The sequence below is a fragment of the Mycobacterium europaeum genome, from assembly GCF_034555895.2.
Taxonomy (GTDB): domain Bacteria; phylum Actinomycetota; class Actinomycetes; order Mycobacteriales; family Mycobacteriaceae; genus Mycobacterium; species Mycobacterium europaeum.
In genome coordinates this window covers 5,107,879-5,126,767 of the sequence record NZ_CP157315.1, presented here as the reverse complement: position 1 = coordinate 5,126,767, position 18,889 = coordinate 5,107,879, and the positions used below count along the sequence as shown (strand labels likewise).

At 68.2% G+C, this 18,889-nt stretch carries 20 protein-coding genes and 3 tRNA genes; 13 read left to right on the top strand and 10 right to left on the bottom strand.

Annotation, left to right across the window (positions count from 1 at the left end):
- The first annotated feature begins 35 nt into the window (after positions 1-35).
- Genes U8D42_RS23605 through U8D42_RS23595 form a run of 3 tightly spaced genes read left to right on the top strand, consistent with a single transcriptional unit; the run spans position 36 to position 2,907 of the window.
- On the top strand, positions 36-1,343 hold the full coding sequence (locus U8D42_RS23605; protein WP_322860857.1) for an acyl-CoA dehydrogenase family protein: 1,308 nt from the start codon (positions 36-38) through the stop codon (positions 1,341-1,343).
- Entirely contained in the window at positions 1,340-1,942 is a 603-nt protein-coding gene (locus tag U8D42_RS23600) for a TetR/AcrR family transcriptional regulator (RefSeq protein WP_085242520.1), read from the top strand. The genes U8D42_RS23605 and U8D42_RS23600 overlap by 4 nt, the downstream gene beginning before the upstream one ends.
- Positions 1,942-2,907 carry an NADPH:quinone oxidoreductase family protein gene (locus U8D42_RS23595; protein ID WP_322860858.1) on the top strand — a complete coding sequence of 322 codons (966 nt, stop codon included), beginning with the start codon at positions 1,942-1,944 and terminating at the stop codon, positions 2,905-2,907. Before U8D42_RS23600 ends, U8D42_RS23595 begins: the two co-directional genes overlap by 1 nt.
- A 74-nt stretch (positions 2,908-2,981) precedes the next feature.
- Here the strand turns inward: U8D42_RS23595 and U8D42_RS23590 are convergent, their stop codons facing one another.
- Positions 2,982-4,862 carry an alkyl/aryl-sulfatase gene (locus U8D42_RS23590; protein WP_322860879.1) on the bottom strand — a complete coding sequence of 627 codons (1,881 nt, stop codon included), beginning with the start codon at positions 4,860-4,862 and terminating at the stop codon, positions 2,982-2,984.
- 172 nt (positions 4,863-5,034) lie between these two features.
- Here U8D42_RS23590 and U8D42_RS23585 point away from each other — a divergent pair, with 172 nt between their 5' ends.
- On the top strand, positions 5,035-5,511 hold the full coding sequence (locus U8D42_RS23585) for a lipoprotein LpqH (RefSeq protein ID WP_322860859.1): 477 nt from the start codon (positions 5,035-5,037) through the stop codon (positions 5,509-5,511).
- On the opposite strand, the gene U8D42_RS23580 is transcribed toward U8D42_RS23585, so the two are convergent.
- The 5 genes from U8D42_RS23580 to U8D42_RS23560 form a co-directional block, all read right to left on the bottom strand.
- Entirely contained in the window at positions 5,504-7,138 is a 1,635-nt protein-coding gene (locus tag U8D42_RS23580) for a sensor histidine kinase (RefSeq protein WP_322860860.1), read from the bottom strand. The two genes, U8D42_RS23585 and U8D42_RS23580, sit on opposite strands and share 8 nt — an antisense overlap.
- Positions 7,116-7,820 (bottom strand): response regulator transcription factor, encoded by a 705-nt coding sequence (locus tag U8D42_RS23575; RefSeq protein ID WP_090421362.1) that lies wholly within the window; start codon positions 7,818-7,820, stop codon positions 7,116-7,118. Before U8D42_RS23575 ends, U8D42_RS23580 begins: the two co-directional genes overlap by 23 nt.
- A 151-nt stretch (positions 7,821-7,971) precedes the next feature.
- On the bottom strand, positions 7,972-8,127 hold the full coding sequence (locus U8D42_RS23570) for a DUF6131 family protein (RefSeq protein ID WP_090419013.1): 156 nt from the start codon (positions 8,125-8,127) through the stop codon (positions 7,972-7,974).
- Positions 8,128-8,137: 10 nt separating this feature from the next.
- Positions 8,138-8,386 (bottom strand): hypothetical protein, encoded by a 249-nt coding sequence (locus U8D42_RS23565; RefSeq protein ID WP_085242547.1) that lies wholly within the window; start codon positions 8,384-8,386, stop codon positions 8,138-8,140.
- A gap of 129 nt (positions 8,387-8,515) precedes the next feature.
- Complete coding sequence (locus U8D42_RS23560) at positions 8,516-9,454, bottom strand: class I SAM-dependent methyltransferase (protein WP_085242516.1); 939 nt, start codon at positions 9,452-9,454, stop codon at positions 8,516-8,518.
- A gap of 196 nt (positions 9,455-9,650) precedes the next feature.
- Here U8D42_RS23560 and U8D42_RS23555 point away from each other — a divergent pair, with 196 nt between their 5' ends.
- Complete coding sequence (locus U8D42_RS23555; protein ID WP_322860880.1) at positions 9,651-10,649, top strand: phosphotransferase family protein; 999 nt, start codon at positions 9,651-9,653, stop codon at positions 10,647-10,649.
- Positions 10,650-11,242: 593 nt separating this feature from the next.
- On the top strand, positions 11,243-11,455 hold the full coding sequence (locus U8D42_RS23550) for a hypothetical protein (protein ID WP_322860861.1): 213 nt from the start codon (positions 11,243-11,245) through the stop codon (positions 11,453-11,455).
- Positions 11,456-11,678: 223 nt separating this feature from the next.
- On the opposite strand, the gene U8D42_RS23545 is transcribed toward U8D42_RS23550, so the two are convergent.
- Positions 11,679-11,751: transfer RNA gene (locus U8D42_RS23545), tRNA-Arg, on the bottom strand.
- 30 nt (positions 11,752-11,781) lie between these two features.
- Positions 11,782-11,873, bottom strand: a tRNA-Ser gene (locus U8D42_RS23540).
- Positions 11,874-11,957: 84 nt separating this feature from the next.
- Between U8D42_RS23540 and hisC the strand changes: the two genes are divergently transcribed.
- Both hisC and U8D42_RS23530 read left to right on the top strand, forming a co-directional pair.
- Entirely contained in the window at positions 11,958-13,025 is a 1,068-nt protein-coding gene (gene hisC / locus U8D42_RS23535; protein WP_322860862.1) for a histidinol-phosphate transaminase, read from the top strand.
- A 10-nt stretch (positions 13,026-13,035) separates the two neighbouring features.
- The gene (locus tag U8D42_RS23530; protein ID WP_322860863.1) at positions 13,036-13,497 is read left to right on the top strand and encodes a DUF4334 domain-containing protein; all 462 of its coding nucleotides are present in this window, start codon (positions 13,036-13,038) and stop codon (positions 13,495-13,497) included.
- Between the two features lie 149 nt (positions 13,498-13,646).
- On the opposite strand, the gene U8D42_RS23525 is transcribed toward U8D42_RS23530, so the two are convergent.
- Positions 13,647-14,231 (bottom strand): TIGR03086 family metal-binding protein, encoded by a 585-nt coding sequence (locus U8D42_RS23525; RefSeq protein WP_322860864.1) that lies wholly within the window; start codon positions 14,229-14,231, stop codon positions 13,647-13,649.
- A gap of 23 nt (positions 14,232-14,254) precedes the next feature.
- Here U8D42_RS23525 and U8D42_RS23520 point away from each other — a divergent pair, with 23 nt between their 5' ends.
- From U8D42_RS23520 to U8D42_RS23505, 4 genes are read left to right on the top strand one after another with little or no spacing between them, the layout of a single operon-like run.
- Positions 14,255-15,079, top strand: a complete 825-nt coding sequence (locus U8D42_RS23520; protein ID WP_085242511.1) for a crotonase/enoyl-CoA hydratase family protein — start codon at positions 14,255-14,257, stop codon at positions 15,077-15,079.
- Positions 15,080-15,104: 25 nt separating this feature from the next.
- Positions 15,105-16,343, top strand: coding sequence for a lipase LipE (gene lipE, locus U8D42_RS23515; RefSeq protein ID WP_322860865.1), 1,239 nt, complete (start codon positions 15,105-15,107; stop codon positions 16,341-16,343).
- A 29-nt stretch (positions 16,344-16,372) separates the two neighbouring features.
- A complete protein-coding gene (locus tag U8D42_RS23510; RefSeq protein ID WP_322860866.1) occupies positions 16,373-16,564 on the top strand; it encodes a hypothetical protein in 192 nt (63 codons plus the stop codon).
- Positions 16,565-16,601: 37 nt separating this feature from the next.
- A complete protein-coding gene (locus U8D42_RS23505; RefSeq protein WP_322860867.1) occupies positions 16,602-17,720 on the top strand; it encodes a hypothetical protein in 1,119 nt (372 codons plus the stop codon).
- 6 nt (positions 17,721-17,726) lie between these two features.
- On the opposite strand, the gene U8D42_RS23500 is transcribed toward U8D42_RS23505, so the two are convergent.
- Positions 17,727-17,813: transfer RNA gene (locus U8D42_RS23500), tRNA-Ser, on the bottom strand.
- 36 nt (positions 17,814-17,849) lie between these two features.
- Here U8D42_RS23500 and U8D42_RS23495 point away from each other — a divergent pair.
- Positions 17,850-18,818 (top strand): NAD(P)H-quinone oxidoreductase, encoded by a 969-nt coding sequence (locus U8D42_RS23495; protein WP_322860868.1) that lies wholly within the window; start codon positions 17,850-17,852, stop codon positions 18,816-18,818.
- Positions 18,819-18,889: the final 71 nt, after the last annotated feature.

Below are 18,889 nucleotides of genomic sequence, written 5' to 3'. Positions count from 1 at the left end.
CGGGGTCGCGCCAATGAACGAATAGGAGTATCCGAATGTCGTGGGACTTCTCCACCGAACCGGAGTTCGAGAAGAAGCTGGAGTGGATCCGGCAGTTCGTCCGCCAAGAGGTGGAACCCCTCGAGGTGCTGTTCCCGGGTTGCGAGTTCCTGCCGCTGAACGACGAGCGCCGCCGGATCGTCGACCCGCTCAAACAGCGGGTGCGCGACCAGGGTTTGTGGGCACCACATCTGGGGCCCGAACTCGGCGGACAGGGCTTCGGCGCGGTCAAGCTGACGTTGATCAACGAAATCCTGGGCCGCAGCCCGTGGGCGCCGATCGTGTTCGGCACGCAGGCGCCTGACACCGGCAACGCGGAGATCATCGCCCGCTTCGGAACCCAGCGGCAGAAGGACCGCTACCTCGCGGGCCTGCTGTCCGGGGAGATCTTCTCCTGCTTTTCCATGACGGAGCCGCAGGGCGGCGCCGACCCGCGGGTTTTCCGGACGCGCGCGTTCCGCGACGGCGACGACTGGGTGATCACCGGGCGAAAGTACTTCTCCTCCAACGCCTCCGTGGCCTCGTTCTTCATCGTCGTCGCGATCACCGACCCGGACGTGCCGGTCCACCGCGGCGCGTCGACGTTTTTGGTGCCGGCCGGAACCGATGGCCTGACCATCGAGGCCACCCATCATCTGGTCGGTGCGCTGCCGCACGAACCCGGGCATTCGCTGGTGCACTACGACGGGGTGCGCGTGCCGTCGGACGCGCTGCTGGGTGAACCCGGCCAGGGCTTCATGATCCTGCAGACCCGGCTGGCCGGCGGGCGGCTGCACCACGCGATGCGATCGATCGGGGTCGCCCAACGCGCGGTGGAGATGATGGCCCGCCGCGCGAAAAGCCGTTTCACTCAGGGCAGTTCGCTGGCCGACAAACAGTTGGTGCAGGCATTCATCGCCGATTCCTACACCGAGTTGATGCCGTTCCGGCTAGCGGTGCTGCACGCCGCGTGGCTGATCGACACCGCCGGCGAACATGCGGCCCGCGCCGAGATCGGCGCCTGCAAGATCCTGGCGTCACAAGTGCTCAAATCCATTGGGCTGCGCGCGATCCAGGTGCACGGGGCGCTGGGCACCACCGACCAGCTGCCGCTGGTCAACGTGCTGCTCGGCGGGGTGGCGCTTGGCCTGGCCGACGGGCCGACCGAGGCCCACAAGGTCAACCTGGCCCGGCTGCTGCTCAAGGGATACGAGGCCGAGGACCCCGAGTGGCCCAGTGAGCTGCTGGACATCCGTCGGGAGGCCGCCCGCACCAAGTACGGCGACCTCGTCGACCGCGTTCCGGCGCTGCCCGATTCGCCGTGAGCAGCAGGGTGACCGCGGCGGTCGAGCGGGCGCTCGACGACCGCCAGCGGGAGGCCACCGAAGAGGTGGAGCGCATCCTGTCTGCCGCGGTGCGAGTCATGGAACGGGTCGCGCCCGAGCCGCCGCGGGTGAGCGACATCGTCGCCGAGGCCGGCACGTCGAACAAGGCGTTCTACCGCTATTTCGCCGGCAAGGACGATCTCATCCTGGCCGTCATGGAGCGCGGGGTCAGCATCGTCGTGTCCTACCTCGAGCACCAGATGGCCAAGGAGAGCGAGCCGCGCGAGCGGGTCGCTCGCTGGATCGAGGGCACGCTGGCGCAGGTCGCCGACCCGCACTTGATCAGCATGAGCCGGGCGGCCGCCGGACAGCTGTCGGATTGGCGAGCGGTGGACCGGGAGATGCTGCGGCCGCTGCGCGACCTGCTCGTCGAACCCGTTGCGGCACTGGGCAGCAGAGACGTCGACCGCGACGTCGAAGCGGTGTTCAGTTGCACGGCGGCGAGTATGCGACGATACGTGGGCTCGGCCGACCGGCCCGGGTCCGACGACATCGCACACCTGGTGGGATTCTGCCTGCGTGGTCTGGGGGTCAGCTGATGCGCGCGATCGTCTGCCGCTCCTATGGCTCACCGGAAGATCTGGTTCTCGAGGACGTTGACGAGCCGGTTCCGGCGCCCGGGCAGCTGCTGGTGCGGGTGCATGCCGCCGCTGTCAATTTCCCCGACGTGCTGTTCATCGCCGGCAAGTACCAGGTAAAGATCCCGCCGCCATTCATCCCGGGCAACGAGATCGCCGGCGAGGTGATCGCCACCGGCGCCGGCGCGCCGTTCACGCCGGGCCAGCGCGTGTCCGGAACCACCTTCGGGGCGTTCGCCGAACGCGCACTGCTCGATGCGGGCCAGGCGTCGCTCATTCCCGACGACGCCGACTTCGCGTCGGCCGCGGCCTTCGGCGTGACGTACCGCACCGCGTATCACGCGTTGCGCTCGACCGCGGCGGTGGCGGAAGGGGATTGGGTCGTCGTGCTGGGCGCCGCGGGCGGCGTGGGGCTGGCCGCGGTCGACCTGGCCGTCGCCATGAAAGCCCGGGTGCTGGCCGCCGCGTCGAGCCCCGAGAAACTGGACCTGTGCCGTCGACGCGGCGCCAAGGCGACCGTCGACTATGACCGGGAGGACTTGAAGGCGCGCATCCGCGACCTCACCGGCGATGCCGCCCGAGTGGTGATCGACCCCGTCGGCGGGCCGTACGCCGAGCCGGCGCTGCGGGCGCTGGCCCGCGGTGGCACCTTCGTCACTTTGGGCTATGCCGCGGGGTCCATACCGGCCATCCCGCTCAATCTCGTTCTGCTCAAGGACATCTGCGTGCGGGGCATGGAGATCCGCACCTTCATGACCGACCACCCGGACGAGGCCGCCCGCGACATGCGGGAGCTCTCGCAGATGTTCGCCGCCGGCACGATTCGTCCGTACATCGGTGCGCGGTTCCCGCTGTCCGAAACCGCCGCCGCGCTGCGGCACGTGGCCGACCGCAAAGTGTTGGGCAAGGTCGTCATCGACGTCTGAATGCGCGTAGCACCGAGATTGCCGCCGTGGTCGTGACCTGCCCGCCGCCAACAGCCCTCGAGGCAATCTCGGCGTCACGGGGTGACGATGTTGAAGCCCGGGTCGGGCTGGTCCAGCGCACCCAGGAAGGCCCGCAGCGCCGCCTGGTCGCCGGATATCTGCAGACCCGGCGAGCCGAAGTCGCCCAGCGCCGCGGCCAGCAGCCGGGACTTGCCGTCCAGCCGGACCGTCACGGTCGCCGTCGCGGGCTCGGCCGCCGCCTTGCGGTGGACGAGCACCCCGTTGCGCAGGGTCAGCCGGTAGTTGACGGCCAGGTCGGCGAAGGCGATGTCGATGGCGAGGTCGAGATCCCAGCTGCGCGGCCCGTCCACCCGGATGGCGAGGCTGTCGAAGATCTGCTCCGGGGTCAGCTGCGACAGCATGGTGGGCGAGGTGGCCTGAGTCGCGGTGCCGAAGTTTCCGTCCCGCAATTCGGTTGCGCCGCTGAGGAAGAAGTTGCGCCACGTCGCGTTCTCGGCACCGTAGGCCAGCTGCTCGAGCGTGTCGGCGTAGAGCGCACGCGCGCCGGCATGAGCGCTGTCGGCGAAGACGGCATGGTCCAGCAGCGTTGCCGCCCAACGTAAGTCGCCGGAGTTGAACGCCGTCCGAGCCAGCTCGACCACTCGGTCGATTCCGCCCATCGCCTCGACGTAGCGGGGAGCGAGGGCCTCCGGCGGATGCGGCCACAGCCTGGCCGGGTTGCCGTCGAACCAGCCCATGTAACGCTGGTAGACGGCCTTCACGTTGTGGCTGACCGAACCGTAATACCCGTGGGTGTGCCACGCGCGCTCGAGCGCCGGCGGCATCTGGAACATCTCCGCAATCTCGACCCCGGTATAGCCCCGGTTGAGCAACCGCAGCGTCTGGTCGTGCAGGTAGGCGTACATGTCGCGCTGCAGTGAAAGGAATTCGACGATGCTCTCCCTGCCCCAGGTGGGCCAGTGGTGGGAGGCGAACACCACGTCGGCGCGGTCGGCAAAGGTGTCGATCGCCTCGGTGAGGTAACCGGACCAGGCGTGCGGGTCGCGCACCAGGGCGCCGCGCAGGGTCAGCAGGTTGTGCAGGTTGTGGGTGGCGTTCTCGGCCATGCACAAAGCGCGGAAACGCGGGAAGTAGAAGTGCATTTCGGCGGGCGCCTCGGTGCCGGGTGCCATCTGGAACTCGATCTCCACGCCGTCGATGGTGTGCCTCTCGCCGGTCTCGCGGACGTCGATGGTGGGGACGATGATCGCCACCTCACCGGTGGACGGCGCCTGGCCGAGGCCGCAACCGACCTGGTCCTGCGGCCCGCGGGGCAGCAGGGTGCCGTACATGTAGGTGGCCCGCCGCGCCATGGCCGGACCGGCGTAGACGTTCTCCCGGACGGCGTGCTCGGCGAAGCCTTCCGGCGCCAGCACGGCCACCGTGCCGGCGTCCACGTCCGCCTGTGAGGTGACTCCCAGCACGCCGCCGAAGTGGTCGACGTGGCTGTGGGTGTAGATCACCGCGACGACGGGGCGTTCGCCCGTCCGGTGGGCGCGATACAACGCCAGCGCCGCCGCCGCGACCTCGGTGGACACCAATGGGTCGATGACGATGACGCCCGTATCGGTCTCGACGAACGTGACGTTGGAGATGTCGAAGCCACGGACCTGGTAGATGCCGGGCACCACTTCGTAGAGGCCTTGTTTGGCGGCCAGTGCCGACTGCCGCCACAAGCTGGGGTGCACCGACGCCGGCGCCTGACCGCGCAGAAAGGAGTAGGCGTCGTTGTCCCACACCACCCGGCCGTCGGCCGCCTTGATCACGCACGGCGACAGGGCGGCGATGAACCCGCGGTCAGCGTTGTGGAAGTCCGCGTCGTCAGCGAAGGGCAGCGCGTGTGCGCGGTGCGCCGCCTCGATGACTGCGGTGGGGGGTTTGTGCTGCACGCCAATACAGTGCCACCGACGTGCCGTTGACCGGGGCCATTCCACCGGATCTCGTCAAGTGGCCAATGGACACAAAAACCGATTACCCGGAACCCTGGATTCGCGGACTAGTTAACCCGCATACTGCCCCCACGGCCCTCAATGCCGAGGGCCGCAACTATCGGGCAAAGGAGAACACGTGAAGCGTGGACTGATCGTCGCGGTGGCTGGAGCGGCAATTCTGGCCGCCGGAGTTTCCGGCTGTTCGAGTAACAAGCAGAGTTCGGGCGGTTCGGGCACCACCTCCGCCGTGAACACCTCGGCGGGCGCCGCCAGCGGAACCAAGGTCCTCATCGACGGCAAGGACCAGAACGTGAGCGGCTCCGTCGTGTGCACGTCCGCGGGCGGCACCGTCAACATCGCGATCGGTGGCGCAGCGACCGGCATCGCCGCCGTGCTCACCGACGCCAACCCGCCGCAGGTGAAATCCGTTGGCCTGGGCAACGTCAACGGTGTGACGCTCGGGTACACCTCGGGAACCGGCCAGGGCAACGCCTCCGCCGAGAAGAACGGCAACAGCTACAAGATCACCGGAACGGCCACCGGGGTCGACATGGCCAACCCCATGCAGCCTGTGAACAAGCCGTTCGAAATCGACGTCACCTGCTCTAGCTAGCCGAGGTTGCGGGCGGTTGCCACCCGTTGAGTGGCAACCGCACCGTGAACTCGGTATGGCCGGGTGAACTGTCCACCGTGATGGTCCCGTTGTGGGCCTTGACGACCGCGGACACGATCGCCAGACCCAGCCCGGTGCTGCCGCCCTTGCGGGAGCGCGAGGTATCGCCGCGGGCGAACCGCTCGAACACCTCGGATTGCAGTGCCACCGGGATGCCGGGGCCGTTGTCGATCACCTGCAGCACGGTGTGATCAGGCTCGGTGCCCAGGCGCGTCGTCACCACCGTGCCCGCGCCGGTGTGCAGGCGGGCGTTGGCGAGCAGGTTGGTCAGCACCTGGTGGAGCCGGGCCGCATCACCGGTGACGATCACAGGTTCCTCCGGCAGGTCGAGTTCCCACTGGTGGTCCGGCCCGGCGACATGCGCGTCGTTGACCGCGTCGACGGCCACCCGCGATAAATCGACCGGTTCGCGTTCCAGCGGGCGGCCGGAGTCCAGGCGGGCGAGCAGCAGCAGGTCCTCGACCAGCCGCGTCATCCGTTCGGTCTCGGAGGCGACCCGGCTCATCGCGTGCGCCGCCGCCTCGCGGTCGTCCCCCATGCGTTGGGTGAGTTCGGTGTAGCCGCGGATCGCGGCCAGCGGGGTGCGCAGCTCGTGGCTGGCGTCGGCGACGAACTGACGGACGCGGGTCTCGCTGGCCTGCCGCGCCGACAGCGCGGACGCGATGTGGTCCAGCATCCGGTTGAGGGCCGACCCGAGTTGGCCCACCTCGGTGGAGGGATTCGCGTCCGATTCGCGCACCCGGACCGGCAGCTGAACCTCCCCGCGATCCAGCGGCAGGTCGGCCACCTTGCTCGCGGTCTGCACGACGCGGCGCAGAGGCGCCAGCGCCCGGCGGATGATGATCACCCCGGCGATGGTCGCGGCCGCCAGCGCGACCACGGTGACGAGGCCGAAGATGATCAGCATCCGGATCAGCGTGGCGTCGATGTTGGACATCGAGAGGCCGGTGACGATCGTGTCGGCGCCGTTCCGGCTCGGGGCCGCTACCACCCGGTATCGGCCGAGGCCGTCCAGTTCCACGGTGACCGGCGCGCGACTGGCGGCTATCCGTTCCAGCTGGCTCTGGGCCGTCGGGGTCAGCGCGGCGCGGGTGCCGCTGCTCGTGAGGTAGCCGGCGTCGACGATCTCGCCGTGATTGACGACCGCGGCCAACATGCCTGCCGGCTGGCCGGGGGCGTCCAGGAATCGCGGGCCGGGGCCCGGCCGCGGATAGTAGGAGTGCTCGCGCCGCCATCCCGGGTGGTTCGGTTCGGGATACATCAGCGCCGAACGGAACGACGTGCCGGCGAGCTGCCCGTCGAGCTGCTTGACCAGGTGGTGGTTGAGCGCCAGTTCGGTCACCGCGGTGATTCCGACGCACACCAAGGCCAGCACGACGATCTGCCCGACCAGCAGCCGCAGCCGCAGCGACCAGGCCCGCCGCGGCTCAGCGCGCCTAGCCAAAAATCGCGACCCGCTGCGCCCGGCTTCGCCGCGCTTGCGATCGCTCCTAGCCAAAAATCGCGACCCGCTGCGCCCGGCTTCGCCGCGCTTGCGATCGCTCCTAGCGAGCCGGCTTGAGGACATAACCCGCGCCCCGCAGCGTGTGGATCATGGGGTCGCGCCCGTTGTCGATCTTCTTGCGCAGATAGGAGATGTAGAGCTCGACGATGTTCGACCGGCCGCCGAAGTCGTAGCTCCATACCCGGTCGAGGATTTGGGCCTTGCTCAGCACCCGCTTGGAGTTGCGCATCATGAAACGCAGCAACTCGAACTCGGTGGAGGTCAACGCGATCGGCTCGCCGGCCCGGGTGACCTCGTGGCTGTCCTCGTCGAGCACCAGGTCGCCGACCATCAGCTGCGCGCCGCTGTCCAGCGTCGTCACCCCGGTGCGCCGCAGCAGCGCGCGCAGCCGCAGCACCACCTCTTCGATGCTGAACGGCTTGGTGACATAGTCGTCGCCGCCCGCGGTCAGCCCGGCGATGCGGTCTTCCACCGCATCCTTCGCCGTCAGCAGCAGCACCGGGAGCTGCGGGTTCTCTTCACGCAGCTTGTGCAAGACGTCGAGCCCGCTCATGTCGGGCAGCATCACATCGAGGACGACCACGTCGGGGCGCTGGGCCCGGGCGGCGGCAATGGCCGAAGCACCGTCGCCGGCGGTGGCGATGTTCCACCCCTCGTACCGCAGCGCCATCGACACCATTTCGGCCAGGACGGACTCGTCGTCCACGACCAACACATTGATCGGATTGCCGTCCGCGCGACACATGACCACCCGTTCGACGGAGGCGCGGGGCTGTGTCACGAGTTCCAGTATCCGCACCGTGCTGAGCCGCCGCTATGGCGCAGCTTTGCGCCAGCTGTGAACGGGATCGCGCGACTGCCGGACAGTCGCGCGATCCCGTTTCCCGGCGTGGTGGCTAATACCAATAGCGCCGGCCGGCGACTGGACGACCGATCGAGCCCATGATCCACAACACGGCGCCGATGACCAACACGACGACGCCGATTTCCCACAGCAATGGGACGCTGAATACAAACCCGAGAATAAGCAGGACTACGCCCAAGACAATCATGACGACTCCTTTAGGTGAGGGGCAGTAAAACACCAGGCATTGAACTGGGCTGCGGAACATGGCAGTCCTTGACTTTCGGGTTGACGCCCCCGTAATTCAAAGGCCCCGCGATGACGGTCAACGCGATGTTGCCCGCCGTGACACAGCTGGTCGAGTCACCTTTGAAGTAGTCGCGTTGCCATGCCGCGAATACCCCGATGAGCAGCCATACCAGGGCGAGGGTGCCGATGATTCCGCTGCCACGCATGGTGCCCTCCAATGTGGTCGAGAAAAATTTCTCGTGGAGCATAGTTACCCATTCGACTTATGTCTAAACATTCGTCGCGGGTGAATTCGGCAGTGCGCCAGCGGAGCCCGGGGACCGAATCGAAGTGGTTTGACGCGCTAGCTAACGTCGCCGCGCGGACACGTACAGGGTGGGCGGCACCGCGCCCTCGGAGTCCTGAGGAACGCTGCGACCGTAACGAGCCATCAGTTCGGCGAACGTCGCCGTGGCGACATCCCAGTCGCGCTCCCGCAGCCAGGCGTCGACGGCGGTGCGCTCTTCGGGATACCAGAGGTCGTCCAAATCGGTGATCTCGGAATCGACCAGCTTGGCCGCCGCTGCCCGCATGCGCCGCATCTCCTCGCGCTGACGCCGGACGAGATCGGGGTCGGTGAACCCTTCGCCCGGCACGTTGGAAGCCAGCCAGCTGCCGTCGGCGCTGAGCGAATGGATGCGCTCGAACAACAGGTCCTGGCCCTGCGCCGGCAGGTAACGCACCAGGCCCTCGGCCGACCAGGCGGCGGGCCTCGACGCATCAAACCCGGCCTCCTGCAACGCCTTCGGCCAGTCTTGCCGCAGGTCGATGGGCACGTTGACCAGCCGCGCCCTGGGCTGCGCGCCGTGCTCGCGCAGCGTGGTGGATTTGAACTCCAGGACCTTGGGTTGATCGAGTTCGTAGACGACCGTGCCGTCGGGCCACGGCAGCCGCCAGGTGCGGGCGTCCAGCCCGGCGGCCAGGATCACCACCTGCCGTACGCCGGACTCGGCGGCGCCCAGGAAGAACTCGTCGAAAAAGGCTGTCCGCGTGGCCATGAAGTCGATCATCAGCTGGATGCGCGTGCGCACGTCGGGCTCGAGCTCCACCGCCTTGGCCAGCAGCTCAGGATCGGCATAGATGCTCCACATGCCTTCGCCGGCCGCGTCCACGAACACGCGCGCGAACGGGTCGCTGATGAGTGGGTTCTCGCTCTCCGTCTCGGCGGCCCGCGCCGCCGCGACACCCAATGCGGTGGCCCCCACGCTTTGGGTGATGTCCCAGGAGTCGTTGTCGGTACGCGGCATCGCCAGTCCCTTCAGGAGCAAGATTCAGTTAGTTGCGCACACTATTGTTCCAGGCTCCGCCGCCCGAAGCCCGTTCCCGGCGGTGGCTTACGCTTTTTCCCAGACTGCCCACAGGGTTGCGGAGGAGCGCTGACATGGACGAGATCGGTATCGGCTGAACGTGGATGCCGTGAACCTGGACGCCGTCGCGGCCTGGATGTCGGGGCGGGGACTCGGCGAGGGCCCGCTGGAGGACGTCACCGCCGTCACGGGCGGAACCCAGAACGTCATGATCCGGTTCACCAGGGCCGGCCGGCCGTACGTGTTGCGGCGGGGCCCGCGGCACCTGCGTCCCCGGAGCAACAGCGTCATCCTGCGGGAAACGAAAGTCCTTGCCGCCCTGGCCGGATCCGACGTGCCGCACCCCCACCTGATCGCGGCGTGCGAGGACCCCGCCGTGCTGGGCGACGCCGTCTTCTACCTGATGGACCCGGTCGAGGGATTCAACGCCGGCGAAGGACTGCCGCCGCTGCATACGGGCGATCCCGGCGTGCGGCACGGCATGGGCCTCTCAATGGCCGATGCGTTGGCCAAGCTGGGCGCCGTCGACCATGTCGCGGTGGGTCTCGGCGATTTCGGGAAACCGGAGGGCTTCCTGGAACGCCAGGTTCCACGCTGGCTTGCCGAGCTGGACTCCTACAACGAGTACGACGGCTACCCCGGGCCGCAGATCCCGGGCATCGCGGAAGTGTCGGCCTGGCTGGAGCGCCATCGGCCGGCCACGTGGGCGCCCGGGATCATGCACGGCGACTACCACGCCGCCAACGTGATGTTCTCCAACACCGGCCCGGACGTGGTCGCGATCGTCGACTGGGAGATGTGCACGATCGGGGATCCGCTGCTGGACCTGGGCTGGCTGCTGGCCACCTGGCGCCAGCCCGACGGGTCGAGCGTGTTCAGCCACGCCCTCGGCGGGCAGGAGGGGCTGGCCAGCACCGACGAGCTCTTCGAGCGCTATGCGGCAAACACCACCCGCGACCTGTCGCACATCACCTGGTACACCGTGCTGGCCTGCTTCAAGCTGGGGATCGTCATCGAGGGCACGCTCGCCCGGGCCTGTGCGGGCAAGGCCGAGAAAGAGGTTGGCGACCAGTTGCACGCGGCCACGGTTCACCTGTTCGAGCGCGCGCTGGGCCTCATCGAGAACGAGCCCTGATCCCCCGGCAACTCCGTGTCCTGCCGCGTTATCGCGAAGCACCCGATCCCTACTCCGAACCCACCCGGGCCACCCGGTATGGCGGGTATCCCGACGAGCCGACGCCCGAACCGAGCCGCCGACACATTGGTACCGTCCGGCCACGCTGGTCGCGACCGGCGCGATCGGAGTGATCGTGCTCGCCGCGCCGGCTTTCACGGTGGTCAAGCTTGCGACCGCTTCGTCCGCTCGCAGCCCCGCAGCGGCGACGGCCACCACCACCGCGTCCACGACTGTCACCACCACCCCCACCACAGCGGATACGCCGAGCACCGAAACCAGCACCGTCACCCAGACCGTGACCGTCCCACAGCGCCGCGGCCCCTTCGGGGGTCCGTCCGGCGGTCGCTAGATCCTCGGCCTTGTCCCGAGCGAATTTGAACCCCGAACCTGTTGATCCACAAGGCTGGTGTATTCGCAGCCGTCTGGTGTCAACGGCTCGAACGTTATCCGTTGCGACGCATCAGCTACTGCGCTTTACGTTCCGTTAAATACCGTGTTCCAAATCGGCCATTGCCCTGTCAACAACAGGCCGTTGGTGCAACGATCTTCTGATGGGTGAAAGCGATACCGCCCAAGCCGTCGAGCTGATCCGGGCTCTGTGCGAGGTGCTGGACAAAATGACCCGCCAACTGACCTGGCTGGAAGCCCGCGGCGCTGGGGCCGAAGCGGCCGCCCTGCACCGGGACATCGCCGAAGCGCAGGCGCACATCAACCGGCTACAGAGCCGATACCTCAAGAGCGCCCCGACGCGCCAATTCGCTTAGCGGACCTGGCAGCGATCCGCGCAGGCTTTGGAGCCGCGCAGATTTTCGTCAGTCGGCTGCAACGTCGCTACCTAACCGACAACAGGGGTAGCTTCACACGTCGCCCCTAAGGGCGACGCACCGCGCGTCTCACTAGACCGCTTCGGCGCGCGGGAACTCCGGTCGTCAAGGATCAGCCGAAGGTGAAATGTCGAGCGCCAACGAACGTCATACAGGCAGTGAGCGCGCCCGAAGGGATTCGAACCCCTAACCTTCTGATCCGTAGTCAGATGCTCTATCCGTTGAGCTACGGGCGCCCGTGTTCAATTGTCGTGCGTCGTGTTCCTTGGCGGAGGCGAGAGGATTTGAACCTCCGGTCCCCTTTGAGGGGGACAACTCATTAGCAGTGAGCCCCATTCGGCCGCTCTGGCACGCCTCCCTTGGACTGTTCGAGGGTACCCGACCCCTTTCCGGTCTCGCGGAACCGGCCATAGCGTACACATCCGCGACATAAACTGTCGAAGTGACCGCCCGCTTGCGTCCCGAACTGGTCGGACTGCCAGTCTATGTCCCCGGCAAGAACGTGCCGGGCTCCATCAAGCTGGCCAGCAACGAGACCGTGTACGGTCCGCTGCCCAGTGTGCACGCGGCGATCGAGCGCGCCGTCGCCGTCGTCAACCGCTACCCCGACAACGCCAGCGTCGACCTCAAGGCGGCCCTGGCCATGCACCTGGGTTCCGACGTCGCGCCCGAGCACATCGCGGTCGGTAGCGGCTCGGTCAGCCTGTGTCAGCAGTTGGTGCAGATCACGTCCGCGGGCGGCGACGAGGTGATCATGGGCTGGCGCAGCTTCGAGTGCTATCTGCCCATCGTCCAGGTGTCCGGCGCGACCGCGGTCAAGGTGCCGCTGACCGACCACACCCACGACCTCGACGCCATGGTTGCCGCGATCACCGATCGCACCCGGCTGATCTTCGTCTGCAACCCGAACAATCCGACGTCGACCGTCGTCGATCCGGACGCCCTGACCCGTTTCGTGGAGGCGGTGCCGCCGGAGATCCTGATCGCCATCGATGAGGCCTACGTCGAGTACATCCGCGACGGCCTCGTGCCCAACAGCCTGGAGTTGGCCTTATCCCGCAGCAATGTCGTTGTGCTGCGGACCTTTTCGAAGGCCTACGGGCTCGCCGGCCTGCGCGTCGGTTATGCGATCAGTCACCCGGAGCTGATTACCGCGCTGGACAAGGTCGTCATGCCGTTCGCCGTGACGAACGTCGCGCAGGCGGCCGCCATCGCGTCACTGGAGGCGTCCGACGAGCTGATGGCCCGGACCGACGCACTGGTCGCCGAGCGCACCCGCGTCAGCACCGCGCTGCGCGACGCCGGGTTCACCCTGCCGCCGTCGCAGGCCAACTTCATCTGGCTGCCGCTGGGCTCTCGTACCACGGACTTCACCGAGCAGGCCGCCGACGCGCGACTGGTGGTGCGACCGTTCGCCGGCGAGGGGGTGCGCATCACCATCGGCGCCGTGGAGGAGAATGACGCCCTGTTGCACTTCGCCCGGGAGTGGATTTCCCGCACCGAACCGTAAGGAGACTCCGTTGGACTTGGCGCGCAAACTGTTCACCGAGTTCAAGGAGCGCGGCGGTGACATCCCCGACACTGATCTCGACGACTTCTGGGCCGGCCTCGAGCCCGCCACGATCGAGGGGATGCTGGGCGAGTGGAAGGGCGGCGAATTCCGCACCGGCCACCGGATGAACGGGCAGCTGGAGAAGGCCGGGTGGTTCGGCAAGACCTTCAAGTCGGCCCGGGACGTGCAGCCGCTGGTCTGCCTGGACGCCGACGGCAACAAGTTCTCCAACGTCGAGATGGGCAAGGGCGAGGCCAGCCTCTGGCTCGAAGAGTTCCGCGGGGAGGTCACCGCGACCATGGTCTACGACGGCCAGCCCGTGCACGACCACTTCAAGAAGATCGACGACAACGCCGTCATGGGCATCATGAACGGCAAGGGCGTCCGGGATAACGGCCGGTACTACTACTTCTACCTCGAGCGGGTGTAGCGCCTCAGCCTTCCGGTGTGTCGGGCCGGCCGTTCGGGTGTGCGTTGACGGCCTCGTGTGTGCGTCGAAGGCGGGAATCGGAGCCAAACCCCGCCCTGCGTGCACACTCAAAGCCCTAGTCGCACACCGAGATGGCAGAGCCCCTCGAGCTACCGTGCCGGGTCACGCCCGGTGAACGCGACCAGGTGCTCGAGCGCGCCGGCGTCGGCCGGGACGTCGATCGGGTCGTCGAACCCGGCCCCGGCGCGGATCTCCGGCCGGATGATGGTGTGCGCCAACCCCAACACGTATTCGGACAGTGGTTCCGGGGCGTTGACCTCGTCGCCCACCGCCGCGGCGTAATCCCAGGCGTGGACCAGGAATTCGACCGAGAAGATGCCGCACGCCGTCTTGGCGGGCAGCTCGCTGTTGCCGAACGGCACCGTGCCGTCCAGCCCGCGCCGATGCCAGGCATCCAGCGCCGGCCGGGCCGCGGCGACCACCTGCCGTTCCACCGAATCGCCTTGCTCGCGCGCCGGCATCTCCGCGCCCACCATGCCCCCGAGCCCGGCGATCGACTTCAGCAGATGCTCGGTCAGCTGCGCCACGTCGAACTCGGCGCACGGCGTCCGCCGCGGCAGGTCGTCGGCCGCGATCGTGTGCAGCACCCGCTGCAACACCCCGAGTGTGTCCTCGGCGCTGTGCAGTTCGTCGGTGGGCGGGGAATGGGGGCCGGGCCGCAAATCAGGAGCCATCTTTGCCACGCTACGGTCTCGATATGGCGCAAGCATACGAATCCGTGACGGTGGAGACCAAAGATCACGTTGCGCAGGTGACGCTGATCGGGCCGGGCAAGGGCAACGCGATGGGCCCGGCGTTCTGGTCGGAGATGCCGGAGCTGTTCGCGACCCTGGACGCCGACCCCGAGGTGCGGGCCATCGTGCTGACCGGCTCGGGCAAGAACTTCAGCTACGGGCTGGACGTACCCGCGATGGGCGGCTCCTTCACCCCGCTGCTGTCCGGCGACGCCCTGGCCGGCCCGCGCGCGGTCTTCCACCGCGAGGTCAAGCGCATGCAGGGCGCAATCACCGCGGTCGCGGACTGCCGCACCCCGACGATCGCGTCGGTGCACGGCTGGTGCATCGGCGGGGGCGTCGACCTGATCTCCGCCGTCGACATCCGCTACGCCAGCGCCGACGCCAAATTCTCGGTGCGCGAGGTCAAGCTGGCCATCGTCGCCGACGTCGGCAGCCTGGCCCGCCTGCCGTACATCCTCAGCGACGGGCACCTGCGCGAACTGGCGCTGACCGGCAAGGACATCGACGCGGCCCGGGCCGAGAAGATCGGCCTGGTCAACGACGTCTACGCCGACGCCGAGGCCGCGCTGGCGGCCGCGCGCGCCACCGCGGCCGAGATCGCCGCCAACCCGCCGCTGACCGTCCATGGCGTCAAGGACGTCCTCGACCAGCAGCGCACCGCCGCGGTATCGGAGAGCCTGCGCTACGTCGCCGCATGGAACGCCGCCTTCCTGCCCTCCAAGGACCTGACCGAGGGCATCGCGGCGACCTTCGAGAAGCGCCCCCCGCAGTTCACCGGGGAGTGATCCGCGGCCACGTACCCTCGCTGAGGTGACGACACCAGACGGCAAGATCCGCCTCCCGGCCGACTTGGACGCCGTGACGGCGATCGGCGACGAGGACCACTCGGAGATCGACAGCGCCGCCGTCGAGCGGATCTGGGCCGCCACGCGCCACTGGTACCAGGCCGGCTTCCACCCGGCCATCCAGCTGTGCATCCGGCGGCACGGGCGCGTGGTACTCAACCGGGCGATCGGCCACGGCTGGGGCAACGCCCCGAGCGACGCACCCGACGCCGAGAAGATCCCGGTCACGACCGACACGCCGTTCTGCGTCTATTCGGCCGCCAAGGGCATCGCGGCGACCGTGGTGCACATGCTCGTCGAGCGCGGCGTCTTCTCACTCGACGACCGCGTCTGCGACTACATCCCCACCTTCACCAGTCACGGCAAGCACCGCATCACCATTCGGCACGTGATGACGCACAGCGCCGGGCTGCCCTTCCCCACCGGGCCCAAGCCGGACGTCAAACGCGCGGACGACCACGAATACGCGCAGCAGAAGCTCAGCGAGCTGCGGCCGATCTACCGGCCCGGGCTGTTCCACATGTACCATGCGCTGACCTGGGGCCCGCTCGTCCGCGAGATCGTGTACGCCGCCACCGGCAAGGAGATTCGCGAGATCCTCGCGACGGAGATCCTCGATCCGCTCGGCTTCCGGTGGACGAATTTCGGTGTCGCCAAAGAGGACCTGCCCCTGGTCGCGCCCAGCCACGCGACGGGCCGCCCGCTTCCGCCGATAGTGGCGCAGATCTTCCGCAAGGCGATCGGCGGAACCGTGCACGAGATGATCCCGATCACCAACACCCCGCTCTTTCTCAACACGATCATCCCGTCGTCCAACACGGTGTCGACCGCCGACGAAATGTCCCGGTTCGCCGAAATCTGGCGTCGCGGCGGCAATCTCGACGGCGTGCGGGTGGTGAGCCCGGAGACGATGTACGGCGCGGTCAGGGAATGCCGACGGTTGCGACCGGATTTCGCGGTCGGGCTGCAACCCGCGCGCTGGGGCACCGGCTTCATCCTGGGGACCGACCGGTGGGGGCCGTTCGGCCTGCACGCTCCCCACGCGTTCGGCAACCTCGGCCTGGTCAACATCGCGATCTGGGCCGACCCCGCGCGCGGGCTGGCGGCCGGCGTGATCAGCAGCGGCAAGCCCGGGCGCGACCCGGAAGCCAAGCGCTACACCGCCCTGATCGACACCATCGCCGCCGAGATCCCCACCGATTGAGGGCACCCGACGGTGGGAACACTGCCGCCATGGCTACCTACCGAGTGCTCAACCCCAAGGGCGACGTTGTCGCGACCAAGGACATCGAAAGCGCCGACAAGGCGCACGCGTGGTTCGCCGACGAGGCCGTCGAGGGTAACGAACTGGGCTGGCGCATGGAAGTCGAGGCCAACGGCGAATGGCGCTTCTTCGACCACAGCGAAGGCGACCGCAGCTACTAGGGTTTTGCACCCCGACACGCGGGGCACCCGAAAAGACATGGACTCTGAACGCTTCCGCAAGCTGCTAGAGGCCCCCGCACCATTCGCCTCGCTCTACTTCGACGACTCGCACGACACCCACGACGCCGAAGCTCAGCTCGAGCTGAAATGGCGTGGGCTGGAAGAAGAACTGGGAAGACAGGGCGCCGATACGGCGGTGATCGAGGATATCGGGCGTGCCGTCCTGGGCCTGCGCCCGCCGATCGGCCGCAGCGGCCGCGGCGTGGTCGCCGCCGCCGACGGCGTGCTGCTCAACGAACACCTCACCCGGCCCACCGCCGAGACCGTCGTCCGCGTGTCCGAATTGCCGTTCGTCCTGCCGATCGTCGAACTCGGTTTCGACTATCCCGACTACCTGCTGGTGGTGGTCGACCACACCGGCGCCGACATCACCACGCACGTCAACGGCACCCGGCGGACGGAAACCGTCGACGGCGGCGGGTACCCCGTCCACAAGGCCGCCGGCGCCGAGACCGCCGGGTACGGCGACCCGCAACTGCGCACCGACGAGGCCGCCCGCAAGAATGTGCGTGCCGTCGCCGACCGGGTCGGTGAGCTCGACGACGCCAAGTCCATCGAGCTGATCTTCGTCGTCGGCGAGGTGCGGTCACGCTCCGATCTGCTATCCGCCCTGCCGAATCGACTGCGCAACCGGGCAATTCAGCTGCAGGTGGGTGCGCGACACAGCGGTCACGACGACGAAGAAGTTCAGCGGGCCATCGAAGCCGAGTTCGTCGGCCGACGGCTTCAGGTCATCGACGACGCGGCCGACCGGTTCACCGCCGAGGTGGGCCGGCAATCGGGGCTGGCCGCCGAGGGCCTCGACGCGGTCTGCTCCGCCCTGCGCCAGGGCGCGGTCGACACGCTGATCGTCGGCGATGTGGGCGACGCCACCGTGGTCGCCGACGAGCGTCTGACGACCGTCGCCCCCAACGCGAACGTGCTGTCCGAGCAGGGTGCGGCCGCGGCCAAGACGCTGCGGGCCGACGAGGCCCTGCCGCTGTTCGCGATTTCCGTCGGGGCGTCACTGGTGCGCACCGACGAGCGGATCGCCCCGGCCGACGGGGTCGGCGCGCTGCTTCGCTACGCGCCGACGCTGCACCAGAGCGCCGGCTGACACGCGCGGTGGCGGAGGGATTTGAACCCCCGGACGGTGTTAGCCGTCTCTCGCTTTCAAGGCGAGTGCATTAGGCCGCTCTGCCACGCCACCGCTGATAAGGGTAACGGGGGTCGGTAGCGTGGCCCCATGCGCGCCATCGTCGCCGAATCCCCCGATCAGCTTTCCTGGCAAGACGTGGCGGACATATCCGCCGGGCCCGGCGAGGTGCTGATCAAGGTCGCCGCTGCGGGCGTGAACCGGGCCGATCTGCTGCAGGCCGCCGGCAAATATCCCCCGCCGCCGGGCGCCAGCGACATCATCGGCATGGAGGTGTCCGGTGTGGTCGCCGACACCGGTGACGGGGTCACCGATTGGTCTGCCGGACAACAGGTTTGCGCGCTGCTGGCGGGTGGCGGCTACGCCGAGTACGTCGCCGTCCCCGCCGGTCAGGTGATGCCGATCCCCGACGGCGTCGACCTGATCGACGCGGCCGGGCTGCCGGAAGTGTCCTGCACCGTGTGGTCGAACCTGGTGCTCACCGCCCACCTGGGCAAGGGCCAGCTGCTGCTGGTGCACGGCGGCGCCAGCGGCATCGGAAGCCACGCGATCCAGGTCGCGCGGGCGCTGGGCGCCCGGGTGGCCGTGACCGCCGGCTCGCCGGAGAAGCTGGAATTCTGCCGCGAGCTCGGCGCCGAGATCACCATCAACTACCGCGACGAGGACTTCGTCGAGCGGCTGCGCGAAAGCGGCGGCGCGGACGTGATCCTCGACATCATGGGGGCGGCCTACCTGGACCGCAACGTTGACGCCCTGGCCACCGACGGGCAGCTGGTCATCATCGGCATGCAGGGCGGCATCAAGGGCGAGCTGAACATCGGCAAGCTGTTGGCGAAGCGCGCCCGCGTCATCGGCACCACGCTGCGTGCCCGCCCGGTGACCGGGCCGAACGGCAAGACCGAGATCGTGCAGGCGGTGATCGGGGAGGTGTGGCCGATGATCGCCGAGGGCCGCGTCCGGCCGATCATCGGCGCGCGCATGCCGATTCAGCAGGCCGCTCAGGCGCACCAACGGCTGACGTCGGGCGAGGTCACCGGAAAGATCGTGCTCACGGTCTGAGCGGCTCGCGACTTCTACCGAGCCCGGCCCGTCGAGTGTGCGCCTAGGGCTTCGAGCGTGCTGTGCGGGCG

Bases quoted from the DNA above. Each gene is read 5' to 3' on its own strand.
- U8D42_RS23580 (WP_322860860.1), bottom strand. From the start codon at position 7,138: ATGTCCTCAAGCCGGCTCGCTAGGAGCGATCGCAAGCGCGGCGAAGCC.
- U8D42_RS23560 (WP_085242516.1), bottom strand. From the start codon at position 9,454: ATGCCGCGTACCGACAACGACTCCTGGGACATCACCCAAAGCGTGGGG.
- U8D42_RS23575 (WP_090421362.1), bottom strand. From the start codon at position 7,820: ATGTGTCGCGCGGACGGCAATCCGATCAATGTGTTGGTCGTGGACGAC.
- U8D42_RS23525 (WP_322860864.1), bottom strand. From the start codon at position 14,231: ATGGCTCCTGATTTGCGGCCCGGCCCCCATTCCCCGCCCACCGACGAA.
- U8D42_RS23495 (WP_322860868.1), top strand. From the start codon at position 17,850: ATGCGCGCCATCGTCGCCGAATCCCCCGATCAGCTTTCCTGGCAAGAC.
- U8D42_RS23505 (WP_322860867.1), top strand. From the start codon at position 16,602: ATGGACTCTGAACGCTTCCGCAAGCTGCTAGAGGCCCCCGCACCATTC.
- U8D42_RS23595 (WP_322860858.1), top strand. From the start codon at position 1,942: ATGCGCGCGATCGTCTGCCGCTCCTATGGCTCACCGGAAGATCTGGTT.
- U8D42_RS23555 (WP_322860880.1), top strand. From the start codon at position 9,651: ATGTCGGGGCGGGGACTCGGCGAGGGCCCGCTGGAGGACGTCACCGCC.
- U8D42_RS23570 (WP_090419013.1), bottom strand. From the start codon at position 8,127: ATGATTGTCTTGGGCGTAGTCCTGCTTATTCTCGGGTTTGTATTCAGC.
- U8D42_RS23510 (WP_322860866.1), top strand. From the start codon at position 16,373: ATGGCTACCTACCGAGTGCTCAACCCCAAGGGCGACGTTGTCGCGACC.
- U8D42_RS23605 (WP_322860857.1), top strand. From the start codon at position 36: ATGTCGTGGGACTTCTCCACCGAACCGGAGTTCGAGAAGAAGCTGGAG.
- U8D42_RS23550 (WP_322860861.1), top strand. From the start codon at position 11,243: ATGGGTGAAAGCGATACCGCCCAAGCCGTCGAGCTGATCCGGGCTCTG.
- U8D42_RS23520 (WP_085242511.1), top strand. From the start codon at position 14,255: ATGGCGCAAGCATACGAATCCGTGACGGTGGAGACCAAAGATCACGTT.